At 71.5% G+C, this 24006-nt stretch carries 24 protein-coding genes; 12 read left to right on the top strand and 12 right to left on the bottom strand.

The window, feature by feature from the left end:
• Positions 1-51 precede the first annotated feature (51 nt).
• The gene (locus tag ACZ7CH_RS28975; RefSeq protein WP_470375404.1) at positions 52-1395 is read left to right on the top strand and encodes a hypothetical protein; all 1344 of its coding nucleotides are present in this window, start codon (positions 52-54) and stop codon (positions 1393-1395) included.
• Positions 1396-1558: 163 nt separating this feature from the next.
• Here ACZ7CH_RS28975 and recG read toward each other — a convergent pair whose 3' ends face one another.
• Together recG and ACZ7CH_RS28965 are read right to left on the bottom strand one after the other, a co-directional pair.
• A complete protein-coding gene (gene recG, locus ACZ7CH_RS28970) occupies positions 1559-3721 on the bottom strand; it encodes an ATP-dependent DNA helicase RecG (RefSeq protein ID WP_470375403.1) in 2163 nt (720 codons plus the stop codon).
• 14 nt (positions 3722-3735) lie between these two features.
• Positions 3736-5346 (bottom strand): DAK2 domain-containing protein, encoded by a 1611-nt coding sequence (locus ACZ7CH_RS28965; protein ID WP_470375402.1) that lies wholly within the window; start codon positions 5344-5346, stop codon positions 3736-3738.
• 148 nt (positions 5347-5494) lie between these two features.
• Here ACZ7CH_RS28965 and rpmB point away from each other — a divergent pair, with 148 nt between their 5' ends.
• A complete protein-coding gene (gene rpmB, locus ACZ7CH_RS28960; RefSeq protein ID WP_030467945.1) occupies positions 5495-5686 on the top strand; it encodes a 50S ribosomal protein L28 in 192 nt (63 codons plus the stop codon).
• Between the two features lie 137 nt (positions 5687-5823).
• On the opposite strand, the gene ACZ7CH_RS28955 is transcribed toward rpmB, so the two are convergent.
• Genes ACZ7CH_RS28955 through ACZ7CH_RS28940 form a run of 4 tightly spaced genes read right to left on the bottom strand, consistent with a single transcriptional unit; the run spans position 5824 to position 8485 of the window.
• Positions 5824-6513 carry a uracil-DNA glycosylase gene (locus tag ACZ7CH_RS28955; protein WP_360391509.1) on the bottom strand — a complete coding sequence of 230 codons (690 nt, stop codon included), beginning with the start codon at positions 6511-6513 and terminating at the stop codon, positions 5824-5826.
• A gap of 5 nt (positions 6514-6518) precedes the next feature.
• Positions 6519-7040, bottom strand: a complete 522-nt coding sequence (locus ACZ7CH_RS28950) for a gamma carbonic anhydrase family protein (RefSeq protein WP_360391146.1) — start codon at positions 7038-7040, stop codon at positions 6519-6521.
• Between the two features lie 10 nt (positions 7041-7050).
• Positions 7051-7506 (bottom strand): GNAT family N-acetyltransferase, encoded by a 456-nt coding sequence (locus tag ACZ7CH_RS28945; RefSeq protein ID WP_360391149.1) that lies wholly within the window; start codon positions 7504-7506, stop codon positions 7051-7053.
• A 10-nt stretch (positions 7507-7516) separates the two neighbouring features.
• On the bottom strand, positions 7517-8485 hold the full coding sequence (locus ACZ7CH_RS28940) for a thiamine-phosphate kinase (RefSeq protein ID WP_360391152.1): 969 nt from the start codon (positions 8483-8485) through the stop codon (positions 7517-7519).
• A 97-nt stretch (positions 8486-8582) separates the two neighbouring features.
• Between ACZ7CH_RS28940 and ACZ7CH_RS28935 the strand changes: the two genes are divergently transcribed.
• Together ACZ7CH_RS28935 and ACZ7CH_RS28930 are read left to right on the top strand one after the other, a co-directional pair.
• Positions 8583-8816, top strand: a complete 234-nt coding sequence (locus ACZ7CH_RS28935) for an Lrp/AsnC ligand binding domain-containing protein (RefSeq protein ID WP_053736927.1) — start codon at positions 8583-8585, stop codon at positions 8814-8816.
• 23 nt (positions 8817-8839) lie between these two features.
• On the top strand, positions 8840-9403 hold the full coding sequence (locus tag ACZ7CH_RS28930) for a DUF3515 domain-containing protein (RefSeq protein ID WP_360391155.1): 564 nt from the start codon (positions 8840-8842) through the stop codon (positions 9401-9403).
• Here the strand turns inward: ACZ7CH_RS28930 and ACZ7CH_RS28925 are convergent.
• A complete protein-coding gene (locus ACZ7CH_RS28925; protein ID WP_458430583.1) occupies positions 9400-10449 on the bottom strand; it encodes a D-alanine--D-alanine ligase family protein in 1050 nt (349 codons plus the stop codon). The genes ACZ7CH_RS28930 and ACZ7CH_RS28925 overlap by 4 nt on opposite strands.
• A 67-nt stretch (positions 10450-10516) precedes the next feature.
• On the opposite strand from ACZ7CH_RS28925, the gene ACZ7CH_RS28920 reads away from it, so the two are divergent.
• On the top strand, positions 10517-11479 hold the full coding sequence (locus ACZ7CH_RS28920; RefSeq protein ID WP_470375401.1) for a GNAT family N-acetyltransferase: 963 nt from the start codon (positions 10517-10519) through the stop codon (positions 11477-11479).
• Here ACZ7CH_RS28920 and pdxR read toward each other — a convergent pair.
• Positions 11463-12830 (bottom strand): MocR-like pyridoxine biosynthesis transcription factor PdxR, encoded by a 1368-nt coding sequence (gene pdxR / locus ACZ7CH_RS28915; RefSeq protein WP_470370803.1) that lies wholly within the window; start codon positions 12828-12830, stop codon positions 11463-11465. The genes ACZ7CH_RS28920 and pdxR overlap by 17 nt on opposite strands.
• Before the next feature lie 71 nt (positions 12831-12901).
• Between pdxR and ACZ7CH_RS28910 the strand changes: the two genes are divergently transcribed.
• Positions 12902-13546, top strand: a complete 645-nt coding sequence (locus ACZ7CH_RS28910) for a pyridoxamine 5'-phosphate oxidase family protein (protein WP_458430580.1) — start codon at positions 12902-12904, stop codon at positions 13544-13546.
• Here ACZ7CH_RS28910 and ACZ7CH_RS28905 read toward each other — a convergent pair.
• The 4 genes from ACZ7CH_RS28905 to ACZ7CH_RS28890 form a co-directional block, all read right to left on the bottom strand.
• Positions 13527-13985 (bottom strand): cysteine dioxygenase, encoded by a 459-nt coding sequence (locus tag ACZ7CH_RS28905; protein ID WP_360391168.1) that lies wholly within the window; start codon positions 13983-13985, stop codon positions 13527-13529. The genes ACZ7CH_RS28910 and ACZ7CH_RS28905 overlap by 20 nt on opposite strands.
• A 117-nt stretch (positions 13986-14102) precedes the next feature.
• Entirely contained in the window at positions 14103-15170 is a 1068-nt protein-coding gene (locus ACZ7CH_RS28900) for a cystathionine gamma-lyase (protein ID WP_360391170.1), read from the bottom strand.
• On the bottom strand, positions 15167-16177 hold the full coding sequence (locus ACZ7CH_RS28895) for an NAD(P)H-dependent glycerol-3-phosphate dehydrogenase (RefSeq protein WP_360391173.1): 1011 nt from the start codon (positions 16175-16177) through the stop codon (positions 15167-15169). The genes ACZ7CH_RS28900 and ACZ7CH_RS28895 overlap by 4 nt, the downstream gene beginning before the upstream one ends.
• 1 nt (position 16178) lies before the next feature.
• A complete protein-coding gene (locus ACZ7CH_RS28890) occupies positions 16179-16886 on the bottom strand; it encodes a lysophospholipid acyltransferase family protein (protein ID WP_360391176.1) in 708 nt (235 codons plus the stop codon).
• 71 nt (positions 16887-16957) lie between these two features.
• Between ACZ7CH_RS28890 and cofC the strand changes: the two genes are divergently transcribed.
• The 6 genes from cofC to ACZ7CH_RS28860 all read left to right on the top strand — a co-directional run bounded on the left by cofC (position 16958) and on the right by ACZ7CH_RS28860 (position 23796).
• Positions 16958-17581, top strand: coding sequence for a 2-phospho-L-lactate guanylyltransferase (cofC, locus tag ACZ7CH_RS28885; RefSeq protein ID WP_470375400.1), 624 nt, complete (start codon positions 16958-16960; stop codon positions 17579-17581).
• A 46-nt stretch (positions 17582-17627) separates the two neighbouring features.
• Positions 17628-18623, top strand: coding sequence for a hypothetical protein (locus ACZ7CH_RS28880; RefSeq protein WP_360391182.1), 996 nt, complete (start codon positions 17628-17630; stop codon positions 18621-18623).
• Positions 18624-18768: 145 nt separating this feature from the next.
• On the top strand, positions 18769-19929 hold the full coding sequence (locus tag ACZ7CH_RS28875) for an acyltransferase family protein (RefSeq protein ID WP_470370808.1): 1161 nt from the start codon (positions 18769-18771) through the stop codon (positions 19927-19929).
• Between the two features lie 416 nt (positions 19930-20345).
• Entirely contained in the window at positions 20346-20525 is a 180-nt protein-coding gene (locus ACZ7CH_RS28870) for a hypothetical protein (protein ID WP_360391188.1), read from the top strand.
• Positions 20526-20584: 59 nt separating this feature from the next.
• Positions 20585-22879, top strand: coding sequence for an RNA degradosome polyphosphate kinase (locus tag ACZ7CH_RS28865; protein ID WP_360391191.1), 2295 nt, complete (start codon positions 20585-20587; stop codon positions 22877-22879).
• Complete coding sequence (locus ACZ7CH_RS28860; RefSeq protein WP_360391512.1) at positions 22879-23796, top strand: NUDIX hydrolase; 918 nt, start codon at positions 22879-22881, stop codon at positions 23794-23796. Before ACZ7CH_RS28865 ends, ACZ7CH_RS28860 begins: the two co-directional genes overlap by 1 nt.
• Positions 23797-24006: the final 210 nt, after the last annotated feature.

Raw genomic sequence — 24006 nt, 5'->3', positions numbered from 1 at the left:
GCCCGCACACCGCATTTCGACGTTGTCCTCCGTGGTTACAACCAGCGACAGGTGAACGAGCGGGTCACCCGCTTGGAGTTCGACCTCAAGAACTCGAACAGGTCGCGCGACGCGGCGGCGGCGCAGGTGGCGGAGCTGACGAAGCTGCTGAACACGCTGCGCGCCGACCTCGACAAGACCAAGATGCAGCTGCACAACCTCGCCAACCGGCCGGTGGACGCCTCCAACGTCACCGAGCGCGTGCGCGTGATGATGACGCTGGCCGAGGAAGAGATCGCGGACATCCGCAAGGGCGCGCTGGACGCGGCGAACGCGACCCGCGCCGAGGCCGACAAGCACGCCGCCGAGCAGCGCGAGCACCACCAGCGCCTGCTCGCCGAGACCGAGGCCCGCCGCAAGCAGCTCGAGGTCGCCCACCAGCAGCGCACGACGGAGCTGGAGAAGCAGTTCGCCGAACGCCGCTCCGAGCTGGAGGCCGAGTTCGAGGCGCTGCGCACGAAGCTCACCGCCGAGCACGAGGCGCTGGTCGCCGAGGTCCGCGCCGCCGGCGAGCGCGTGACGGCCGACTTCGACCGCAAGTCCGCCGACCTGGACGCCCGCCGCGTCGAGCTGGACCAGAAGTACAAGGCCTACCACGACGAGCTCGACAAGGAGTACGACGGCCTCAAGGCGAAGCTGACCGCCGAGCACCAGAAGGTCCTCGCCGACGCCCGCGCCGAGGCCGACCGCATCGCCACCGAGGCCGAGACCGCCCGCGTCGAGGCGCTGCGGAAGCTCGACGAGGAGCTCAAGAGCAAGCGGACCGAGACCGAGAAGGCCATCGCCGACCTGGAGGCCGACGCGCTCGCGCGGGTCGAGAAGACCACGTCCGAGGCCACGGCGGCGGCCACCGCGCTGGTAGACGACGCCGAGTCGAAGGCGACGACCCTCGTGGGCGACGCCGAGACCAAGGCAGCGGCCCTGGTCTCCGAGGCCGAGTCCCGCGCCGCGACGACCGTGCGCGAGGCCGACGAGAAGGCCGTGGGCCTGGTGAGCGTCGCGCAGGAGAAGGCCACCGGCCTGGTCCGCGAGGCGGAGGAGACGGTGACGCGTCTGAAGGCCGACGCCGACCAGCGCGCCGCCCACGCCGCCGAGCGCGAGGCCGCCCTGCGTGCCGCCCACGACAACCTGACCACCCAGTTCAACGCGGCCCAGGCCGCGGTCGAGGCGGCGATGACGGCGCTGAAGCCCCTGCCGTCCTCCGAGGTCGACTCCGACGCTGCCGCGGAGGCCGCCGCCCCGAAGGCCACCGCTCCGAAGGCCGGTGGCTCGAAGGCCGGTGGCTCGAAGGCCGGCGGTTCGCTGGACTCCGAGCCGAAGACCGAGCAGTTCCCCAAGCAGCGACCGCAGAGCTGAGTCAGCCGGGGGAACGGGGGCTACGGACCCGTTCCCCGGCTGGTGACGCACGTGCGCTCGTTGCCGTGCGCGTCGAGCAGGGCGTCGGCGGTGTGCCGCCGGTCCACGACGACCGCATGGGGCCGCGCGAGGCGAGCAGAAGGCGTCAGCGGTCCGCCGCCCGTCAGGCCTTCTCCAGGAACTCCGCCCGTTCGTCCGTCAGCAGCGTCGTCACCATCCCCGCCAGCCCCGGATGTGCGGCCAGGTCCGGATCGGCGTCGACCACCACCTGGGCCGCGGCACGGGCGTCGGCGATGACGTCCTCGTCCCGCAGCAGCGACAGCATCTTCAGCCCGGACCGCTTGCCGGACTGCGCCGCGCCGAGGATGTCGCCCTCCCGCCGCAGCTCCAGGTCGAGCTGAGCCAGCTCGAAGCCGTCCAGCGTGGACTCGACCGCCCGCAGGCGTTCCATGGTGGCCGTCATCTCCGGCATCTCGGTCACCAGCAGGCACAGGCCCGGCGCGGAACCACGGCCCACGCGACCCCGCAGCTGGTGCAGCTGGGAGACGCCGAACCGGTCCGCGTCCATGATCGCCATGACGGTCGCGTTCGGCACGTTCACGCCGACCTCGATGACCGTGGTGGCGACGAGGACGTGGACCTCGTTCGCGGAGAAGGCGCGCATCACGGCGGCCTTCTCGTCCGGGGGCATGCGGCCGTGCAGGATCTCGACGCGCAGGCCCTTCAACGGGCCGGCGACCAGGGTGTTCGCCACGTCCACAACGGACAGTGCGGGGCGCTTGCCCTCGTCGTCGGGGCCCTTGGGCTCGTCGTCGCCGTCACCGATGCGCGGGCAGACGAAGTAGGCCTGGTGGCCCGCCGCCACCTCCTCGCGGATGCGGGCGAAGGCGCGGTCGAGCCACGCCGGCTTCTCGCGGACGGGGACCACGGACGTCTTGATCGGCGAACGGCCGCCGGGCAGCTCGCGCAGCGCCGAGACCTCCAGGTCGCCGTAGACGGTCATGGCGACGGTGCGCGGGATCGGGGTGGCGGTCATGACGAGGACGTGCGGGTTCTCGCGTTCGCCGCGGGCGCTCAGCGCCGCGCGCTGCTCCACGCCGAAGCGGTGCTGCTCGTCGACGACGACCAGGCCCAGCGAGTGGAACTCGACCTTGTCCTGGATGATCGCGTGCGTTCCCACGACGATGCCCGCCTCGCCGGTCACGATGTCCAGCAACGCCTGGCGGCGCTGGGCGGTGTTCATCGAGCCGGTCAGCAGCGTCACGCGGGTCGCGGTCTCGGCGGCGCCGAGCTGGCCCGCCTGGGCGAGGTCGCCGAGCATCTCCGCGAGCGACCGGGCGTGCTGGGCGGCGAGGACCTCGGTCGGGGCGAGCATGGCGGCCTGCCGGCCCGCGTCAACGGCCTGGAGCATTGCCCGCAGCGCGACCATGGTCTTCCCTGACCCGACCTCGCCCTGCAGCAGGCGGTTCATCGGCACGACCGAGGCGAGGTCGGACGAGATCTGCTCGCCCACCTCCACCTGGCCCGCCGTCAGCGTGAACGGCAGGCGCGCGTCGAACGCGTCCAGAATGCCGCCGGAGCGGCGGGCGCACGAGGGGGCCGGGCGGGCCGTGGCGGACTTGCGGCGCTGGGCCAGTGCGAGCTGCACGGCCAGGGCCTCGTCCCACTTCAACCGCTGCTGCGCCACGGAGATCTGCGCCCAGCTCTCCGGGCGGTGGATCGCGCGGAGCGCCTCCTCCAGGCCGATCAGGCCGTGCTCGGCGCGGAAGTCGGCGGGCAGCGGGTCCTCCGGCACGCCGTCCCAGACCTCCAGCAGCTGCTTCACGCAGTTGGCGATGTTCCACGTGTTGATGTGCTGCGAGGCCGGGTAGACCGGCAGGAACGCCTGGAGGAACGCGGAGCTGTCCGACTCCGGGGTGAGGACCTCGAACGCCGGGTGCACCAGCTGGAGGTTCTGCCGGTAGCGGCCGACCTTGCCCGCGAACAACGCCTTCGTGCCCGGCAGCAGCTCCTTCTCCGCGACGAACGCCGGCTTGCCGAAGAACACCAGGTGCAGCTCGGAGGTGCCGTCGGTGATGACGGCCTCGGTCATCTGGCCGCGGCGCGCCTTCATCTGCCGCTTCTGGCACTTGCGGACCTCGGCCTGCACGGTGACGTGCTCGTCGATTTCCAGCGATTTGATGTCGGTCAGCTGCCCGCGCTCGTCGTAGCGGCGCGGGTAGTGGCGCAGCAGGTCACCGACCGTCGTGAGGCCGAGGCCGGTCTCCAGCGCGTCGGCGGACTTCTTGCCGAGCAGCGGCTGCAGCTTGTCGTCGAAGGAGATCATCGCGTCCCATTGAACTACTCGACACCGACAAAAATCACCGCGTCCGGCTGGCCGCCGGGGTAGGCGGTCACCTCGACCTCCGGATGGGTGACGCGGAGGTGGTCCTCCAGCACGTCGACCAGGCCGCCGGGGGCGTCCGCTCCCAGCAGCACGGTCACCAGCTCGCCGCCGCCGGACAGCATGCGGTCGACCAGCCGGCAGGACAGGTCCAGCAGCGACTCGGGGGCCGCCGGGCCGGGCTCGATCAGCACGACCTCGCCGTCCAGCATGCCCAGCAGGTCACCGGGCTGGCAGCGGCCCACCCACGTGATGGCCTCGTCGGCGGCGATGGCGAGCTCGCCGCGGCGGGTCGCGGCGGCGGCCTCGGCCATCGCGACAACGTCGTCACCGGCCCGGCGTGAGACGTCGTGCACGGCCAACGCGGCGAGGGCCTGCACCGGCGACAGGGTGGGCACCACCACCACGTCCTGTCCTGCGGCCTGTGCGTACGCCACGGCCTCTTCCAGCGCCTCGCGGATGTCCGGGTCCCCCGGCAGCACGGCGACGTGACGTGCCCGCGTCGACACGATGGCGGACAACAGGTCCGTGGGCGTCGCCGAAGAAGATGCGAGGTCGAACACGGTGGCGCCCTCGGCGCGGAACAGGTCCACGGCACCGCTGACGACCACCACGATCGCCCGGTCGCGCACGAACCGGGAGGCTTGCGCCGCGATCTGGTCGGCGAAGCGCGCCACCGTGATGCGGTGTGGACGCCCAGCGCGCACACCGGACTCGATGGCCGCGCCGATGTCGTTGCAGTGCACGTGCACGGTCCACAGCGAAGCGCCGTCGCCGACGACGGACACGCAGTCGCCGAGCCCGGTCAACGTGGCCCGCAGCTCGTCCACGGCCTTCTCGGAGGTGTCGTCGAGCAGGTACATGACCTCGTACTCGAACTCCGACGAGCCGCTCTCCCGCTCGGTCGTGAGCGACTCGGGCGTGCGCGGCAGCAGCGGCGCGTCCACGGGCGTCTCGACGGCCTGACCGGTGATCACCGCGGCCAGTGTGTCCAACAACACAACCAGCCCGCGGCCACCGGCGTCGACCACCCCGGCCTTGGCCAGGACGGCGAGCTGGCGGGGGGTGTCGGCCAGTGCGGCGGCACTCGCGCGGGAGGCCGCCACGACCACCTCGTCGAGCTCGTCGGACGGGCAGTCGCGGGCGGCTTCCGCGGCAGCGTGCAGCACCGACAGGACCGTGCCGGGAACGGGCTTGGACACCGCCGCGGTGGCCAGCTCGTCGGACCGCTGCAGGGCCCTGCGCAGCGCGGCCCCGGACACCTCCGAGATGCCCTGCGCGGTCTCCGCCAGGCCCCTGAGCACCTGCGACAGGATCACGCCCGAGTTGCCGCGGGCCCCGGCGAGCGCGCCGCGGGCCAGTGCCGACAGCGCGTCCCCCACGGTCGTCATGGGCGAGCGCAGCAACGCGTCGAGCGCCGACTGCATCGTGTGCAGCAGGTTGGTGCCCGTGTCGCCGTCGGGCACTGGGAAGACGTTGATCTGGTCGATCGACGCCCGGTTGGCGTCCAGCGACCGCACGCACGCGTCCGCCCACCTGCGCACCGCGACCGCATCCATGACCTGCATGGCGGGGAGGGTATCCACCCGGTTTGGTCACCGGTGCGGCCACCGGCTACCCTGACTGGGTTGCCGTGCCCGGTTGAGGCTTGTGCACGCTTGCGCGCCCACCGGGACGCGAGACTTACCGCTTGAGGAACCTGAAGGAGTGGCTGACGTGGCTGCCGTGTGCGACGTCTGTGGCAAGGGGCCGGGCTTCGGCCATTCGGTTTCGCACTCCCAGCGGAAGACGAACCGCCGCTGGAACCCGAACATCCAGTCCGTGCGCGCGAAGGTTTCGGCCTCGCAGCGCCAGCGCATCAACGTGTGCACCTCCTGCCTGAAGGCGGGCAAGGTCGTGCGCGGCTGATACCCCGCCACAGTTCGTGATCTACGAGAAGAGCCCGGCTCCGGCCGGGCTCTTCTCGCGTTCCAGGGTCCTGCGCAACGGCCTGGGATCGTCCCCCGCGCGCCGCCATCGGCGCGAAGCGTGCGGGGGACGACGGGTTACGGCAGCTTCCAGTCGATCGGCTCGGCGCCCTGCTTCTCCAGCAGCTCGTTGGCGCGGCTGAACGGCTTCGAGCCGAAGAACCCGGAGTGCGCGGACAGCGGTGACGGGTGCGCGGACTCGATGGCGGGCAGCGGTTCGAGCAGCGGGCGCAGGTTGCGCGCGTTGCGGCCCCACAGGATCGAGACCAGCGGCGCCTCACGGGCGGCGAGCGCCTTGATCGCCTGCTCGGTGACGGCCTCCCAGCCCTTGCCCTGGTGGGAGTTCGCCTTGCCGGGCTGGACGGTGAGGGCCCTGTTGAGCAGCAGCACACCCCGCTCCGCCCACGGGGTGAGGTCACCGTTGGACGGGATCGGGTGTCCCAGGTCCTCCGCGTACTCCTTGTAGATGTTGATGAGCGACTTGGGGATCGGCCGCACGTCGGGTGCCACGGAGAACGACAGGCCGACCGCGTGGCCGGGTGTCGGGTACGGGTCCTGGCCGACGATGAGCACCTTCACCTGGTGGAACGGCTGCTGGAACGCGCGCAGCACGTTCTCGCCCGCGGGCAGGTAGGTGCGGCCGGCGGCGACCTCCGCGCGCAGGAACTCACCCATGGCGGCGATCTGGTCAGCGACGGGGGCGAGAGCTTCAGCCCAACCGGCTTCGACAACTTCGTTGAGGGGACGAGCCACGACTGTGAACCCTATCCCACTCAATCCAGGCGCCGGAGGTTCTCCCGGTACACCGCGATGTTCTGCACGTATTTGTCGACGATGAATGCCCACGCCTGTTCGGGCACGACATAACCGGCCCGTTCTCGTGCGGGAACTCCGAGCACCATCGTGCGTTCGCGGACGTGGCCGTCGAACGAGACCACGGCACCGGCGCCGACGATCGCGCCCTTTTCCACGATGGAACCGTTGAGCACCACCGATCCCGACGCGATCAGGCAGTCGTCGGCGACGGTCGCGCCCTCGATGTGGACGTTGTGCCCGATGACGCACCCCGAGCCGATGTGCACGGGGTGCACCTCGGTGCAATGGATCACCGTGCCGTCCTGGACCGAAGTGCGTTCGTCGATCACGATTCGGCCGTAATCGCCGCGAAGAACGGCCTGGGGCCACACCGACGAATGCGCGCCGATCCGGACGTCACCGATCACCGTGGCATCGGGGTGCACGTACGCGTCCGGGTGGATCTGCGGCGTGTAGTCCCCGAGCGCGTAGATGGCCATGGAGGCGAACCTACAACGGCTTGCCGTAGCAGCGGCTGTCCGGGTGGTCGCGGTAGACGCCGAAGTTCGCGATGCGCTCGTAGCCGGTGGCCAGGTACAGGCCGATGGCCTCGGGCTGGCGGGTACCGGTTTCCAGCACCATCTGCTTGTGGCCGGCCTTGCGCGCGGTGTCCTCCAGGTTCGTGAGGACGAGGCGGGAGAGGCCACGGCCGCGCAGCGCCTCGGCGACGTACATGCGCTTGATCTCGGCGGCGCCGTCGAGCTCCTGGTGCACGCGCCAGCCGCCGCACGCCACGGGCGTGCCGTCGAGGTAGCCGACCACGAAGTAGCCGAGCGGAGCGGCGAACTGGGCCGGGTCGACCGGCGTCACGTCCTCCTCGCCGTAGCGCTCGACGAAGACCTGCTGGAGGTCCTCGATCAGCTTGACCGAGTCTGGATGGTCATACGTGCGCGTGCATAGTTCCACGACCTGCAGTCTACGCGCGCCAGTGCTCCCAGCCAGGGGGTTTCTCGTACGCCCTGCCGTCGACCGTGACACCGCTGCCCGCGCGGACCGTGCCGATCGTGGTCCACCCCTCCGGCACGGACTTGGGACCGGGGAAGGTCGCGGCCAGCGCGTGGTCCTCCCCGCCGGTCAGCGCCCAGTGCCGCGCGTCGCCGCCGAGCGCGGACGCCACGTCCAGCAGGCGCGGGTGCAGCGGCAGCAGCTCGGTGCGGATGTCGATCGCCACGCCCGACGAGTCGGCGATGTGGCCGAGGTCCTGCAGCAGGCCGTCGGAGACGTCGATCATCGCTGTCGCGCCGGCCTCCGCGGCCCTGGGACCCTCCTCGTAGGGCGGTTCCGGGGTGCGCTGGGCGTTGACGATGCCGACCGGGGAGCGGAAACCGCGGCCCAGCACGGCCAGTCCCGCTGCCGCCCAGCCGAGCCGTCCGGTGACCGCCACGACGTCCCCGACGAGCGCTCCCGACCTCGTGACCGGCTCGAGCCCGTTCATGTCGCCCATGGCCGTGATGGAGATCACCAGCGTGGCGGAGCTGACCATGTCGCCGCCGACGACGCCCGCGCCGGCCTTGGCCGCCTCCTCCCACAGGCCCGCCATGATCCCGGTGATCGTCGCCGCGGGGGTGTCCGGCGGGCACGCCACGCCGACGAGCAGACCGGACGGCAACGCCCCCATCGCGACGACGTCCGCGAGGTTCACCGCGGCTGCTTTTCGGCCCACCTGCTCAGGACTGGACCAGTCGAGTCTGAAGTGGACACCCTCGACCAGCACGTCCATCGACGCGACGACACGCCCGTCCGGCACGGCCACCACGGCCGCGTCGTCACCGGGACCGAGGACGGTCGTCTCAGGCTGCGCCCGACCGGTCGTCACCCGGTGGATGAGATCGAACTCACCCACGTCGGCGACCGTCTCCGCGTCGTGCGGCGGCTCCGGACGCAAAGTTGCCTCCCAATCTGAGCATTCGGAACCCCAACTGGGGTACGTTGCGTGACACGTTCCTACCTCGACCCAACCTGTCGCGACGAAGGGGCACGCCGTGGTGCATGCATACATCCTCATCCAGACCGAGGTCGGCAAGGCCGCTGCAGTCGCCTCCGAGATCTCCGGCATCACCGGCGTCGCCACCGCCGAGGACGTCACCGGTCCGTACGACGTCATCGTCCGCGCCGAGGCCGACACCGTCGACCAGCTCGGCCAGCTCGTGGTGGCGCGCATCCAGAACGTCGAGGGGATCACCAGGACGCTCACCTGCCCGGTGGTCCACCTCTAGCCAGCCCGTGTTGTCATAGCCGGGTGACTCAGCAGGAATCCACGTCGGCGCTGTCCCGGCCGCTCGTCCTGGCGGTCGGGCTCGCCGTGCTCCTCGCCATCGGTGTCGCCGGGCTCGGCCTCGTGCTGGGCACGGGGAACCAGGTCGAGGACGTCCCCGGCCGGTCGGGCCCGCTCGCGCTGGTCTCGATCGACGCGCCGGACGCCGGTTCACCGCAGTGCACCTCGCTGGTCGAGAAGCTGCCGGTGGGCCTGCCGTCCGGCAAGGACATGCTGCCGCGCCGGGAGATCGCCACGCCCGCACCCGCCGGCGCCGTCGCGTGGGGTGACGCCCGGCACGACCCGGTGGTGCTGCGCTGCGGCCTGCCGCGGCCGGCCGAGCTGACCCCGTCGGCCCAGCTGCGGGTGATCTCCGACGTGCAGTGGCTGCAACTGCCCGGCTCGGGCACCTCGACGTGGGTGGTCGTCGACCGCGGCGTGCACGTGGCGCTGACGGTGCCCGACGACGCGGGCACCGGACCGTTGCAGGACATCTCCACGACGGTGCGCGACCTGCTGCCGAAGCAGCCGGTCAGGACCTCGCCCTAGCGCAGGCCGGACCCGCGCGCGACCGCCGTCTCCACGAGCGTGGTCAACAGCGTGGCGAAGTCCACACCGGTCGCCGCCCACGCCTTGGGGTACATGGAGATCGGCGTGAAGCCGGGCATGGTGTTCAGCTCGTTGATGATCAGCTGGTCGTCCTCGGTGAGGAAGAAGTCCACCCTGGACAGGCCCTGGCAGTCGAGCGCCTTGAACGCGGTGACGGCCATCTCGCGCAGCCGCGCGGTGATGTCGTCGTCGAGCTTCGCCGGGATGTCGGACTCGTAGGAGTCGTCGACGTACTTGGCGTTGAAGTCGTACCACTCGACGCCCTCGCCGACCGGCCGCAGCTCGGCGGGCAGCGACGCCTCGACCCGGCCGTCGGGGAACTCGAGCACCGCGCACTCGATCTCCCGCGCGTTCGGCACCGCCGACTCGACGATGACCTTCGGGTCGTGCTGACGGGCCTCGAAGACGGCGGCGTCGAGGTCGGCCCAGTCGCTGATCTTCGTGATGCCCACCGACGAGCCGGCGCGCGACGGCTTCACGAACACCGGCAGTCCCAGCAGCTCGCGCTCGTCGAGGGTGAGCGTGGTGGCGGCGCGGTCGAGCGCGACGAACGTGCCGACCGGCAGCCCCTCGGCCTGCAGCAGCTTCTTCGCGAAGACCTTGTCCATGGCGGCGGCGCTGGCGAACACGCCCGGCCCCACGTACGGCAGGCCGCCCAGCTCCAGCAGGCCCTGGATCGTGCCGTCCTCGCCCCACGCGCCGTGCAGCAGCGGGAAGACGACGTCGACGCCTTCGAGCGCCTGCCCCGGCTCGACCGCGACGACGGTCCGGTTGCGCAGCGTCGGGAGGTTGCCGGCGCCCGCCTCCAGCGCGCTCGGGTCCGTGCCGAGCGCCCACTGCCCCTGCGGCGTGATGCCGATCGGCACCACCTCGAAGCGGTCGGGGTCCAGGTGCGGCAGCACGCTCTTGGCGGACTGGCAGGAGACCTCGTGCTCGGAGCTGCGGCCGCCGAACACCACGGCCACCCTCGTCTTGCGCTGCGTCATGCGGGCGACCCTACCCGTTTGGGCGATTGCCCCTGATGACACGTTGGTGGCCGTCAGCGTGGCGTCCGTGCTGGAGATCAGACCGCTCGACCTCGACGATCTGGACGGTTGCGTCGCACTGCGGATCGCGGCCCAGACCGTGGACGACCCCGCTGGGCCGGTGCCGGACGGGGAGCGGATCGCGCGCGGGCTGCGGAACCCGCGCGTGGAGCACGGCGAGGTCGTCCACCGCATCGCCGTCCGGGACGGGGTGGTGGTGGCCGCGGCGTCGGTGGCGTTGCCGCCGGACGAGAACGCCAAGATCGCCGCCGGTGGGATCGAGGTGCACCCCCGTCACCGCGGGCAGGGCGTCGGCACCGAGGTGCTGGAGGCGTTGCTGGCCGAGCTGTGCGCCAGGGACAGGGAGACGTTCGAGAACCTGTGGGTGCCCGGGGGCAGCGCGGGCGAGAAGTGGGCGGTCGCACGCGGGTTCACGGTGGGTGCGCACCGGCTGTGGCAGGAGCTGAGGATCGCGGACGTCGACCCCGCGCTGTGGGACGTGCCGGTGCCGGACGGGTACCGCGTGCAGCAGTGGACCAACGCGACGCCGGAGCACCTGCTGGCGTCGGTCGCCACGACCAGGCAGTCGATCGCGGACGCCCCGGCGGAGGGCATCGTGCTCGTCGCTCCCGCCTGGACGCCCGAGCAGGTGCGCGCCAAGGAGGCGCTGTCGAGGGCGGCGGGTGTTGAGCAGCGCATCGTCGTCGCCGTGCACGGTGACGAGGTCGTCGCGCTGACCGAGATGTCGCTCTACCCGTCGAACCTGACCTCGGTGTACCAGGAGGACACGGTGGTGGTGCCCGCGCACCGCGGCCGCGGGCTCGGCCGGGTGGTCAAGGCGCACATGCTGCGGTGGCTGCTCGCCGACCGGCCGGGACTGGAGCTCGTCGAGACGCAGACCAACGCGGACAACGTCCACATGATCCGGGTGAACCACCGGCTCGGGTTCGTCGACGCCCGGGAGGTCGTGACGGTCAGCCGGCCCTGCTGAGCAGTTCGGTGAGCACCGGCAGGGCGCTGATCAGCTGTTCCCGCGAGCAGGCGCTGTACCCGATGGCCAGCCCGTGCCACCGGGCGCGGTTCACGAAGTGGCGGGCCAGGCCGTCCACGCGCAGGCCGCGTTCCAGTGCCCGCTTCATCACCTCGCGCTCCGCGTCCGCGTTCGGCAGCAGGACCACGACGTGCGCGCCCGCGTCGTCGCCGAGGACCTCGATCCCCGCGCCGGCGAAGGTGTCGACGATCAGGGCGCGGCGTTCGGCGAGCTCGCGGCGGAGCTTGCGGAGGTGGCGGCCGAGGTCGCCGGTGCGGGCGAGCTCGACCACCACGCGCTGGCCCGCGGCGGCGGGACTGGTGCCGGTGAGGTCGCGGTGTTCGAGGACCGCGGTGGCGATGTGCTCGGGGGCGACCATCCAGCCGGCGCCCAGGGTCGGGGTGAGGATCTTGCTGGTGGTGCCGAGGTGGACGACGACGTCCGGGGCCAGCGCCGCGAGTGACGGGAGCGGCGCCACGTCGTAGCGGAGCTCGCCGTCGTAGTCGTCTTCGATGACCAGCCATCCGTCCCGGCGCGCGCGCTCGACCAGTGCCACGCGGCGGCCGGCGGACATGCGGCCGCCGAGCGGGTACTGGTGGGCGGGCGAGCAGTAGACGGCGCGGACGCCCGCGGGCACGGCGCCGGGCAGCAGGCCCTCGGCGTCGACCGCGGCCGGGACGACCTTCAGGCCCGCCGCGCGGAACACGCCGACCGCGCGCTGGTAGCCGGGTTCCTCCACGGCCACGGCGTCGCCGCGGTGCAGCACCGCCACCGCGATCTCGGTGAGCACGGCCGTGGTGCCGCCGGTGGCGAGCACGGGTTCGGCGTTCACGGCCAGGCCGCGGTGGCGCAGCAGGTGCTCGGCGATGGCCTCGCGGTACTCGGGCAGGCCCGCGCGTTCCGGGCGGGACAGCGGGGGTGCGTCCGCGGCGGCCCGCCAGGCGCGGCGCCAGGCCGCGCGGTCGAGGCCACCGGCCCAGGGGGCGCCGGTGCCGAGGTCGACGAAGTCGGTGATGGCGGGCACGACGGCCTTGCGCGAACGTTTGCGCATGGGGCCGGGCGGCGTCGTCGTCACGTAGGTGCCGGAACCGTGCCGGCCGGCGATCCAGCCCTCGGCGTGCAGCTGGTCGTAGGCGGCGGCGGTCACCGTGCGGGACACTCCGAGGCGTTCGGCGAGCGCGCGTGTGGACGGCAAGCGGTCGCCCGCGCGCAACCGGCCTTCGGACGCCGCGGCGCGCAGGGCGTCGGCCAGCTGCACGGCGAGCGGCTCCGGCGACTCGCGGTCAAGGGCGACGGGCAGTGCGGTCTCCACCAAAGTGGCCTTCTCAGATCGATCGAAAATGGCGCTTCAATGATGCCACTTGGACCGTCAGAGTGGTGCGCATGACCACTGACGTGCAGCTCTCCCCCACCCCGCGCAGCACCGTCGTCCGCGGCAAGAAGAGAGCGGTCGAAGACCGCCGGGTGCTCTACGACATCCTCGACGCCGGACTGGTGTGCCACCTCGCCGTGGAGGTCGACGGCGCCCCGTTCCTCATCCCCACCGCGTACGGGCGGGACGGCAACCGGATCTTCCTGCACGGCTCGACGGGCTCACGGTCCATCAGGAGCATGCTGGAGGGCAAGCCGGTGTGCGTGTCGGTCACGCTCGTCGACGGCGTCGTCTACTCGCGCTCGGTGTTCCACCACTCGATGAACTACCGGTCAGCGATCATCCACGGCACCGCGCGGGTCGCCGAGGACCCCGAGCACGCGCTCAAGGTCATCGTCGAGCACGTCACCCCTGGCAGCTGGGACTACGCGCGCCGGCCCACCGGGAAGGAGCTGGCCGCGACGGTCGCGCTGGAGCTCGACCTGACCGAGGCCAGCGTGAAGGTGCGCGACGGCGGACCCGGCGAGGACCCGGAGGACCTGGCGGCGAACCTGGTGTGGGGCGGGCACATGCCGCTCGTCACGACGTGGGGCGCGCCGGTGCCGCACGAGACGGACAAGCCCGTCCCGCCGCACGTCAGCGCACGGGGCCGTTGACCGGGTCGTAGCGGTACGGGGTCATGGCGCGCGAACCGTGCCGGTACACGTGGACCGACACGGCCGGGTCGACGCCGTCGTTGCGCACGTGGTGCACGTAGCCGGGGCCCCACACGCGCGACTGACCGGTGTGCAGCGTGTGCACGACCTGGATCTTCGTCGTCACGACCTCGGTGAGCACGCCGCTGACCACGGTGAACGCACCGGTGGTCACGGCGTGGTCGTGCAGGGAGGCCGTCTGACCGGGGAGCCAGCTCATGAGCCAGATCTCCTGGTCGGCGGTCTTCTCCACCAGCGTCGAGAAGCGCTCCTCCGGGTCGTAGCGCAGCAGGTGGGCCCACCGGGAGCGGTCGGCGGCGACCGCCAGCGCCACCCGGACGGGGTGCAGCAGCGCGGAGCTCTCGGGGAGCACGACGGTGTTCTCGGGAACGGCGAACATGGGAAGAACTGTCCTAACCATGGCGAATGCGCGAAAAGAGGACGCGGGACTATCGCCAGGTACAACACAGAGCGCGGGAGGACATGTGGGAGAGGGTCCCGGAGCCGGGACCCCCCGTCAATCCAGTCCCAGCGCGTGGGACACGTCCGCGACCAGGTCCCGCGTGTCCTCACAGCCAGCCGAGAAACGCACGAGACCTGGGGAAACGGGGTCGCCGAACTGGGCGCGCCGGTCGGCCGTGGAGTGCAGGCCGCCGAACGACGTCGCCGCCGACACCACCCGAAGGCGTGACAGGAACTCGTCCACCGCCTCCGCCGACTCCAGCTCGAACGTGAGCACGCCGTTGAACCGCCGCATCTGCCGCGCCGCCACCGGGTGCGCGGGGTCCTCCGGCGCACCCGGCCACCGCAGTCCCCTCACACGGCCCTTCAGCAGTTCGTGGAGCGCCGCCGCGTTCTCCGCCTGCCGCGCGAGCCGCAGGTCGAGCGTCGCCAGGCCGCGCAGCGCGAGCCACGTCTCGAACGGTCCGGGGATGGCACCGTTCGACGTCCGCGCGGTCCGCACCCTCTCGGCCAGCTCGGCGGAGGCGAGCGTCACGTGTCCGAAGAGGACGTCGCTGTGCCCGGACACCGCCTTGGAGTCCGACGCCACCACGACGTCCGCGCCCAGCTCCAGCGGCCGCTGCCCCAGCGGGGTCGCCGTCGTGTTGTCCACGGCCAGCAGCGCGCCCGCCGCGTGCGCCGCGGCGGCCAGCTCCGCGATGTCGCACACGTCGAGACCGGGGTTCGACGGCGTCTCCAGCAGCACGAGCGTGACGCCCTCGAACGACGGGTACGGCCCGGCCGTGGGCACCTCGACGACGTTGACGTCCATTTCGGACACCACGCGCCTGGTGAGGAAGTAGCCGTCCGACGGCACCGCCAGCGTGTCCCCCGCGGACAGCACGGTGCGCAGCAACGTCATGATCGCGGCCATGCCGGACGGGAAGATGACGCACTCCCCGCCCTCCAGCGACCCGAGCGCGTTCTCCAGCGCCCGCCAGGTCGGGTTGCTGACGCGACCGTAGAAGTCGTCGCCACCGAGGTGGTACGCCGACGCGAACACCGGCTGCGCGCCGAACGGTTCGCCGGGGGAACCCTGCACCGCGTGCACGACGCGCGTGCCGTCACCGAAGGTCTCGTTCACTGGCGCTCGTGCTTCCTGTCTCGTCCCAGCAGTGCGGCACCGAGGTCACGCGCGCTCAGCCCGTCGTGGCACACCATGTGCACGCCTTCGGTGATCGGCATGTCGACGCCGTTCGCGCGGGCCAGCTCGCGGATCGACGAGCACGACTTCACGCCCTCGGCGACCTGGCCGTGCGCGGCCTCCTGGGCCTGCTCCAGCGTCTCGCCCTTGCCCAGCCGCTCGCCGAAGGTCCGGTTGCGCGACAACGGCGACGCGCAGGTCGCCACCAGGTCGCCCAGCCCGGCCAGCCCGGCGAAGGTCAGCGGGTCCGCGCCCAGCGCCGCACCGAGCCGCGCGGTCTCGGCGAGCCCGCGGGTGATGATCGACGCCATCGTGTTGTCGCCGTAGCCCAGGCCCGCCGCCATGCCGCACGCCAGCGCGATGACGTTCTTGCACGCCCCGCCGAGCTCGCAGCCGATCACGTCGGTGTTGGTGTACGGGCGGAAGTACGAGTTCGAGCACGCGTGCTGCAGGTCGACCGCGCGGTCGTGGTCGGTGCACGCGATGACGGTCGCGGTCGGCTGCCCGACGGCGATCTCCTTGGCCAGGTTCGGTCCGGACACGACGGCGACCTGCGCGGGGTCGGCACCGGCGACCTCGCTGATCACCTCGCTCATCCGCTTGAGCGTGCCCAGCTCCACGCCCTTGGACAGCGACACGAGCGTCGCGTCCGGCGGCAGCAGCTCCTTCCACGCCGACAGGTTCACCCGCAGCGTCTGCGACGGCGTGGCCAGCACCACCGCGTCGGCACCGTCGAGCGCCTTGGCCGGGTCCGCGGTCGCCGCCAGGTTCGCGGGCAGCGAGATGCCCGGCAGGTAACCGGAGTTCACGCGGGTCTCGGTGATCTCGTCGGCCACCTGCTGCCGGCGCGCCCACAGCACGACCTCGGGACCGGAGTCGGCGACGACCTTCGCGAAGGTCGTGCCCCACGAACCGGCGCCGAGCACCGCGACACGTTCGATTGCCATGTCAGGCCTTCCTCGGTCCGTAGAAGCCCGCCGGCGCCTGCTCCTGGCGGATCTCGGCGAGGCGGTCCTTGACGCTGCCCATCAGCAGGTCGGTGACCTCCCGCAGCAACGGCAGCGTCTCCTCCTTGCCGCGGTAGGCGGACAGGTCGACCGGCTCGCCGACGAGGTGGGTGATCGTCTTGCGCGGGAACGGCCGGAACTTGCGCTGGTAGTGGTTGTAGAGGTCGAGGGTGCCCCAGCGGGCGACCGGGATGACCGGGCCGTCGTGCTGCAGCGCCAGCCGCGCCACGCCGGTGCGCGAGTTCGCGGGCCAGCCGTCGGGGTCCCTGGTGATCGTGCCCTCCGGGTAGATCACCACCACCTGGCCGTTCTCCAGCGCCTCGTGCGCCGCCCGCAGGCTCTGCTGGGCGTCGGAGGTGCCGCGGTAGACCGGGATCTGCTTCGCGCCCTTGAGGATCGAGCCCATGACCGGCACGTTCCACAGGCTGTGCTTGGCGAGGAAGTGCGGCACCCGGTAGCTGCGGTGCACGAACACGGCGTCGTAGCACGGGTCGAGGTGCGAGATGTGGTTCATCACGAGCAGGGCCGCACCTTGGCGCGGGATGCGGTCCTTGTGCAGGATCCGGTGCCTGCCCAGCACGAACGACATCGGGTAGACGATCGCCGCGGCGACACCGACCCAGAAGCCGCCCTTCTCCCGTTTGGCCACGTGGCCTCTCCTCACCTGCGTAGATCTGCGCCCATGCGCACATTAGTCGCCAGATCGTGGACTATGACGAGGTGCGGGATGAAGTCGACCTCGTGGTTCCGGTCAAGACGCTGGACAGGGCCAAGACCAGGCTGAGCAGTGCCACCGGCGGCGATCCGGTGTCGCACGCGGCGCTGGCGCTGGCGCTCGCCCTCGACACCGTGAGCGCCGCTCTGGCCACCCCCGGTGTCCGGCGCGTGGTCACCGTCACATCCGACCCGGCGGTGGCCGCGGAGATGGCCGCGCTCGGCGTCGCGGCGCTGCCGGAGCCGCCCGAGCCCGGTCTCAACGAGGCGCTGCTGCACGGCGCCCGGTCGCTGCGGTCGCACCGGATCGGAGCGCTGCAGGCCGACCTGCCCGCGTTGCGGTCCGGCGAGCTGCAAGCGGCGCTGGTCGCCGCCGACGGCAGGCGCGCGTTCGTCCCCGACCGCCAGGGCACCGGCACGACGCTGCTGCTCGCCGCACCCGGTGGTGAGCTCGACCCGCGCTTCGGCGCCGGCTCCGCCGGGCTGCACGAGCGGTCCGGCGCGGTCGCGCTGGCCGGACCGTGGCCGTCGCTGCGCTGCGACGTGGACACGGAGGAGGACCTGCGGCTGGCGCGGACCCTCGGGCTGGGCCAGCACACCGCGAACGCCTTGCCCGCCTGGACAACCTGAGCGGCTCACACGCGTCCTCGGAGGTGATCCACGACCTTGGGGACCAATGCGAACTCTGATCGGACTGGCGGTGCTCACCGCCGTCGCCGGCTGCGCCACGGCACTGCACCTGGACCGGCCGGACGGGTACACCGCACCGAGCAAGCTGCTGTCGTGCCGCGCGGAGCTGCCCGCGGACTGGAAGGACCAGCTGTCCCGCAACGGGACCGAGGTGGGTTCGCACGAACACGTGAGCGTCGTCGCCGCTGACGGCACCGCGGGCACGACGCTGGTGAAGACCAAGCGCAACCGCACCACCGAGCTCGTGCTGCGCGACCGGAGCAAGCGCCAGCAGGTCATGGCGGCGCAGGACGACGCGCAGATCTCGGACGTCGAGTTCGACGGCCGCTGGGTCACGTTCGCGACCGCGCCCGGCCAGGAGAGCCGCGACCTCACGATCTACGCCTGGGACTCCCAGAGGGACGGCGCACCCGTCGAGCTCGCGGGCCGCAGCGCTCCCGTGCTGCACAACGGCAAGGCCGCGTGGTCGGACGCCGGCGAGGTCCACCTGCACGACCTCGCGAAGAAGAAGGACACCGTCGTGGGCAAGGGCAAGTCGCCGGCGTTCTTCGGCGACATGCTCGTCTGGACGCAGGACGGGAGGTTCCGCGCGGTGCGGACCGACCGCGGCGAGGCGGTGGTCCCGGAGCCGCTGGCGACGGCGGCACCCCGCGGTGACGTGGCCTCGGACGGCCGGACCCTCGCGTGGGCGCAGGAGGACGAGCTGTTCGCCTGGCGGGCGGACTGGCCGCGGCCGCGCAGGATCGCCGAGATCGAGGCGGTGCCGAAGACGGAGGGCATCGTGCTCCCGCGCGTCAGCGGCGACTTCGTGTCGTGGCGCTCGGAGTCCTCGTACGTCACGGACGTCCGCAGCGGCACCACCGTGCACACGACCGAGGACGACTACTGGCTGGAGGTCCACGGCGGCGCGCTCACCCGGCGCGGCCGCGACGTGGCGGCCGCCGCTCCCCTGTCGGCGCTGTCCGCACTGCCAGCCTGCTGACACCGTGACGAACGCCACGAATCAGTTACTCCGAGCAACGCAACGGGAACCCTCAGCACCTTTACATCCGTATTCCCCGAAGTAACCCCCCTGGCGACGTGCCCCCGACGTCGTGTTCCCCGACGCGTTCCCGAGGTGTTCTGAGTTGTCTTCGTTGACGCACGCCGACTACCTGGCGTTGCGCCGCTTTCCCGCTCTCGACGGCCTGCGCGCCATCGCCGCCGTGCTCGTCGTGTTCTTCCACTACGGCGGCCCCGACTGGTTGCAGGGCTGGGCCGGTGTCCAGATGTTCTTCGTCCTCAGCGGTTTCCTCATCACCACGCTGATGCTGCGCGAGGAACGCAGGACCGGCCGGATCTCGCTCAAGGAGTTCTACCTGCGCCGGGCCTTCCGGATCATGCCGGTGTACCTGGTGGTGCTGGCGGTCGCCGCGGTCAGCTCGGCGCTCTACGGCACGTTCACGAGCAACGGGATCGGCCCGTCGCTCAAGTACTTCCTCACGTTCACCAACGAGTTCGCCGACAACAGCCCGTACGGCCAGTCGTGGTCTCTGGGCATCGAGCAGAAGTTCTACCTGGTCTGGCCGTTGGTGGCGATCGCGCTGGGCACCGTCGTGCTGCGCCGCCGCGCCGGTGCCGCGCTGCTGGGCATGCTGCTCGCGCTCGTCGCGGTCAACTTCACGGTGGGCCACGGCAACCCCGGCTGGCCGCTGCACTACTTCTCGATCCTCACCGGCGTGCTGCTGGCCGTCGCGCTGCACAGCCCGCTCGGCTTCGCGGTGCTGCGGCCGCTGACGAACCGCGCGGCGCAGCTCGTCGTCCCGATCGGATTCGCCGGCGTGCACCTGGCCGTGAAGCCGATGGCCGCGTTCCTCGACGGGCTGGCGGGCATCCCCGGTCACGTCCTGGTCATCCCCGTCTACGCGGTGGCGACCGCGGTCCTGCTCGCCGCGCTGGTCTCGCCGGGACCGGTCACGACCCTGCTGTCCACCCGGCCCATGCAGTTCGTGGGTGAGCGGTCGTACTCGCTCTACCTCGTGCAGACGGTCGCGGCGACGGTCATCTGGTTCTTCTGGCCCGAACTGTCCGGCACCGGGCAGGCCGTGGCGGTCACCGCGCTGGGGCTGGCGCTGGCGAGCGTCCTGTACCGCGCGGTCGAGATCCCGATGATCAACCTCGGCCGCCGGGTGATCGCCCGCCGGCGCGTCCAGGAGGCGGACGTGCCTCAGCAGGGCGCTCCGCAGGCCCCCGCTCCGCAGTCGCCGGAGTCGGCGCGGTTGGCGACCATCGGGCAGGCTCAGCCGTAGAACGGGTTCGGGGCGAGCGGCACGGGTTCCCGGTCGCTCTCCCCGGCCGATCCGGCTCGTGCCCCGCAGGGCGGTGAACCCGGCGGGTGCTCGCGGGCCGGTCTTGGCGTCCGACCTGCCCAACCCCGCCGTCCACAGGAACGAGCACCCGTTGATGCACGCGGACGTGCCGGTGGGCAGCACCCCGAGTCCGGCCGGGTCCACAGCAGACACGATGTTGTGCCTTCGACGCCCCAAGTTCCCCCCTGGCTCTGCCGGCATCTGCAAGTACCACCAACTCAACATCAACAGGCGTTCCGGCTGGTCCGGTTCGGTGACGTCGGACGTCGCGAGGCCGGTCTCCACGCCGGCCCGGCGGCGCACCGGTTCGGCCGGTCGGGTCCGGAGGTCTATCGTTCTGCTCCGTGCAGGCGACGGTGTCCACGTTTGACGGTGATGGTTCCGCGGTGGTGCTGCGGGACGACGGCGTTCTGCTCGACGTGAGCGCGGAAGCGGTCGCGGCGGGTGGCTGGCGGATGCTGCGCCCTGGTCAGCGGGTGACGCTCGAACGCGATGCCGGCGGCGTCGTGACGGCCGTCCGGCCGCCTGTTCTGTGACGAGGAGTTCACCGGTCGGACGTTCTCGGCGGGGGCGCTCACGCCGATAGTGCGGAACAATGCGGGGCGTGAGCACGGAGAACACTGACGGCAAGCCGACACCTCCCCGGCGTCGAGCCACGCGGAGCAAGGCGGCGGAGACCCCGCCCGAGGCGACCACGCGCAAGCAGCCGCGCGCGGCCACGAGGCGGGCGTCCAACCCACCGCGGCGCAAGACCCAGCCCGCGCAGCCGGTGGCGACGCCGGTGCGGGGTGTTCCCTCCGCACCGCCCGCCGTGACGTCGAGCGCGCTGCCGACCGACCTGCCCGACGACCGCTACCTCAACCGGGAACTGTCCTGGTTGGACTTCAACTCGCGGGTGCTCGCGCTGGCGGAGGACTCCTCGCAGCCGCTGCTGGAGCGGGCGAAGTTCCTCGCCATCTTCGCCTCGAACCTCGACGAGTTCTACATGGTCAGGGTCGCCGGGCTGAAGCGGCGGGCGGAGACCGGTCTCACGGTGCGCAGCGCGGACGGGCTCACGCCGCTCGAGCAGCTCGTGGCCATCTCCAAGCGCTCGCAGGAACTGGTGGAGCAGCACGCCCGCGCGTTCCTCGACCACATCAGGCCCGGTCTGGAGGAGCACCGGATCAGCATCGTGACGTGGGGCGACCTCACGGACTACGACCGGCTGCGGCTCTCGAACTACTTCAGCGAACAGGTCTTCCCGGTGCTCACGCCGCTGGCCGTCGACCCCGCTCACCCGTTCCCGTACATCTCGGGGCTGTCGCTGAACCTCGCCGTGACCGTGCGCGACCCGCAGGGCGGCGGCGAGCGCTTCGCCCGCGTGAAGGTGCCGGACAACGTGCCGCGCCTGGTGCGGGTCGAGTCGGACCGGTCCTCGTCGTCGGCGACGTTCCTCCCGCTGGAGGAGCTGATCGCCGCGCACCTGGGCGAGCTGTTCGCCGGCATGCAGGTCATCGAGTGCCACGCCTTCCGGGTGACCCGCAACGCGGACCTGGAGGTCGAGGAGGACCGCGACGAGGACCTGTTGCAGGCGCTGGAACGCGAGCTCGCGCGGCGCCGCTTCGGCCCGCCGGTGCGCCTCGAGGTGGCCGACGACATGACCGAGCACATGCTCGAACTGCTGCTGCGGGAGATGGAGGTCGACCCGCACGACGTCGTGACCGTGCCGGGGCTGCTCGACCTGTCGTGCCTGTGGCAGCTCTACGGCATCGACCGCAAGACGTTGAAGGACCCGGCGTTCGTGCCGGCGACGCACCCGGCGTTCGGTGAGCGGGAGACGCCGAAGAGCGTGTTCGCGACGCTGCGCGAGGGCGACGTCCTCGTGCACCACCCGTACGACTCGTTCTCCACGTCCGTGCAGCGCTTCATCGAGCAGGCGGCGGCCGACCCGTACGTGCTCGCCATCAAGCAGACGCTGTACCGCACCTCCGGCGACTCGCCCATCGTGGACGCGCTGATCGACGCGGCCGAGGCGGGCAAGCAGGTCGTGGCGCTGGTGGAGATCAAGGCGCGCTTCGACGAGCAGGCGAACATCAAGTGGGCCCGCACGCTGGAGAAGGCGGGCGTGCACGTGGTGTACGGCCTGGTGGGCCTGAAGACGCACTGCAAGACCTCGCTGGTGGTGCGCCAGGAGGGCTCGACGATCCGCCGCTACTGCCACATCGGCACCGGCAACTACAACCCGAAGACGGCGCGGCTGTACGAGGACGTCGGCATCCTCACCGCGGAGCCGACGATCGGCGCGGACCTCACGGACCTGTTCAACGTGCTGACCGGGTACGCGCGCCAGGACGAGTACCGCTCGCTGCTGGTCGCGCCCTACGGCGTGCGCAAGGGCATCGTGGAGCGCATCAACCTGGAGATCGAGCACGCGCAGGCGGGCCGTCCGTCCGGTGTGCGCATCAAGGTGAACTCGCTCGTGGACGAGCAGGTCATCGACGCCCTGTACCGCGCGTCGCAGGCCGGTGTGCCGGTCGACGTGGTGGTGCGCGGGATCTGCGGCCTCAAACCCGGCATCAAGGGGTTGTCCGAGAACATCAACGTGCGGTCGATCCTCGGCCGGTTCCTGGAGCACTCGCGCATCTTCCAGTTCGTCGGCTGCGACGAGTTCTGGATCGGCAGCGCGGACATGATGCACCGGAATCTCGACCGGCGCGTCGAGGTCGCCGTTCGCGTGACCGATCCGCGGCTCACGAACCAGCTTTCGAACATCTTCGTCTCGGCATTGGACCCGCACACCCGCTGCTGGGTGCTGCGCGCCGACGGAGAATGGGAACCATCGCCCTCGGACGGCACGTCCGTGCGCGACCACCAAATGGAACTGCTGCACGAGCACGGAGCCCTTGGGTGATCAGAGCTGCCGGTGCGGTGCTCTGGCGCGACGCCGACGGGGACGTCGAGGTCGCGCTGGTCCACCGCACGCGTTATGACGACTGGTCGTTGCCCAAGGGGAAGCTCGACGACGGGGAGACCATCCCGCAGTGCGCCGTGCGGGAGATCGCCGAGGAGACCGGGTACGCGTGCGTGCTCGGCCGGCACCTGAAGCAGGTCTCCTACGACGTCAAGGGCGTGCCGAAGACGGTCGACTACTACGCGGCCGAGGCCGTGTCGGGGTCCTTCGCGGTCAACGACGAGGTCGACGAGCTGCGCTGGCTGCCGGTCGCCGAGGCCACCGCGCTGCTGACCTACGAACCGGACCGGCTGGTGCTGGCCGAGTTCGCGCGGCTGCCCGCGGACCTGCTGCTGGTGCTGCTGGTGCGGCACGCGAAGGCCGGCAAGCGGTCCGAGTGGGAGGGCGACGACGACCTCAGGCCGCTCTCCGACGCCGGGTGGCGGCAGGCCAAGGCGTTGCGAGCGCTGCTGCCCCTGTGGGCGCCCACGCGCGTGCACACGGCCCCTCGGGTGCGCTGTGCGGACACCGTGCGGGGTGTGGCCGCGGACCTGGACGTGGAGGTGGTCGAGGAGCCGCGGCTGTCCGAGGAGGGCTACTGGCCCGACCCGGAGGCGGGGCTGGTGCGGCTGCTGGAGGTCGCGGCTGACGAAGGCAGGGCCGTGGTGTCGTCGCAGGGCGGGGTGATCCCGTCCCTGGTGCAGACGCTGGCCGAGCTCGGGGGTCTGCGGCTGCCGGAGGTCCCGTGCAAGAAGGGCAGCACCTGGGTGCTCGCCTTCACCCGCCCGTTCGGCTCCTGGTCCACTTCGGACGCGCCTTCGCGCTGGCCAACGCTGGTGTCGGCGCATTACCTGGCCTCGCCGCTGCCCCGTCCCTGAGACCGTTCCGGCCGCGCTCGCACCGCCGCCGCCTTCTCGCCCGACGAAAGTTCGCCTCCGGCAACTGAGTGGGCCGGGAAGGCGGCGGTTTCGCTTGTGCGGGGGTGCGTTCGGAAGGGCCGAGCGTTATTTGTATTGGCGGAATGGAGATTGGCGGCGCCATCCGCGCCGCGAGCTCACGCCTGCGAACTCAGCGCCGGTTCCGGCCCG

Source organism: Lentzea sp. NPDC037011 (genome assembly GCF_055607425.1).
This window is presented reverse-complemented; position numbering and strand designations above follow the sequence as displayed.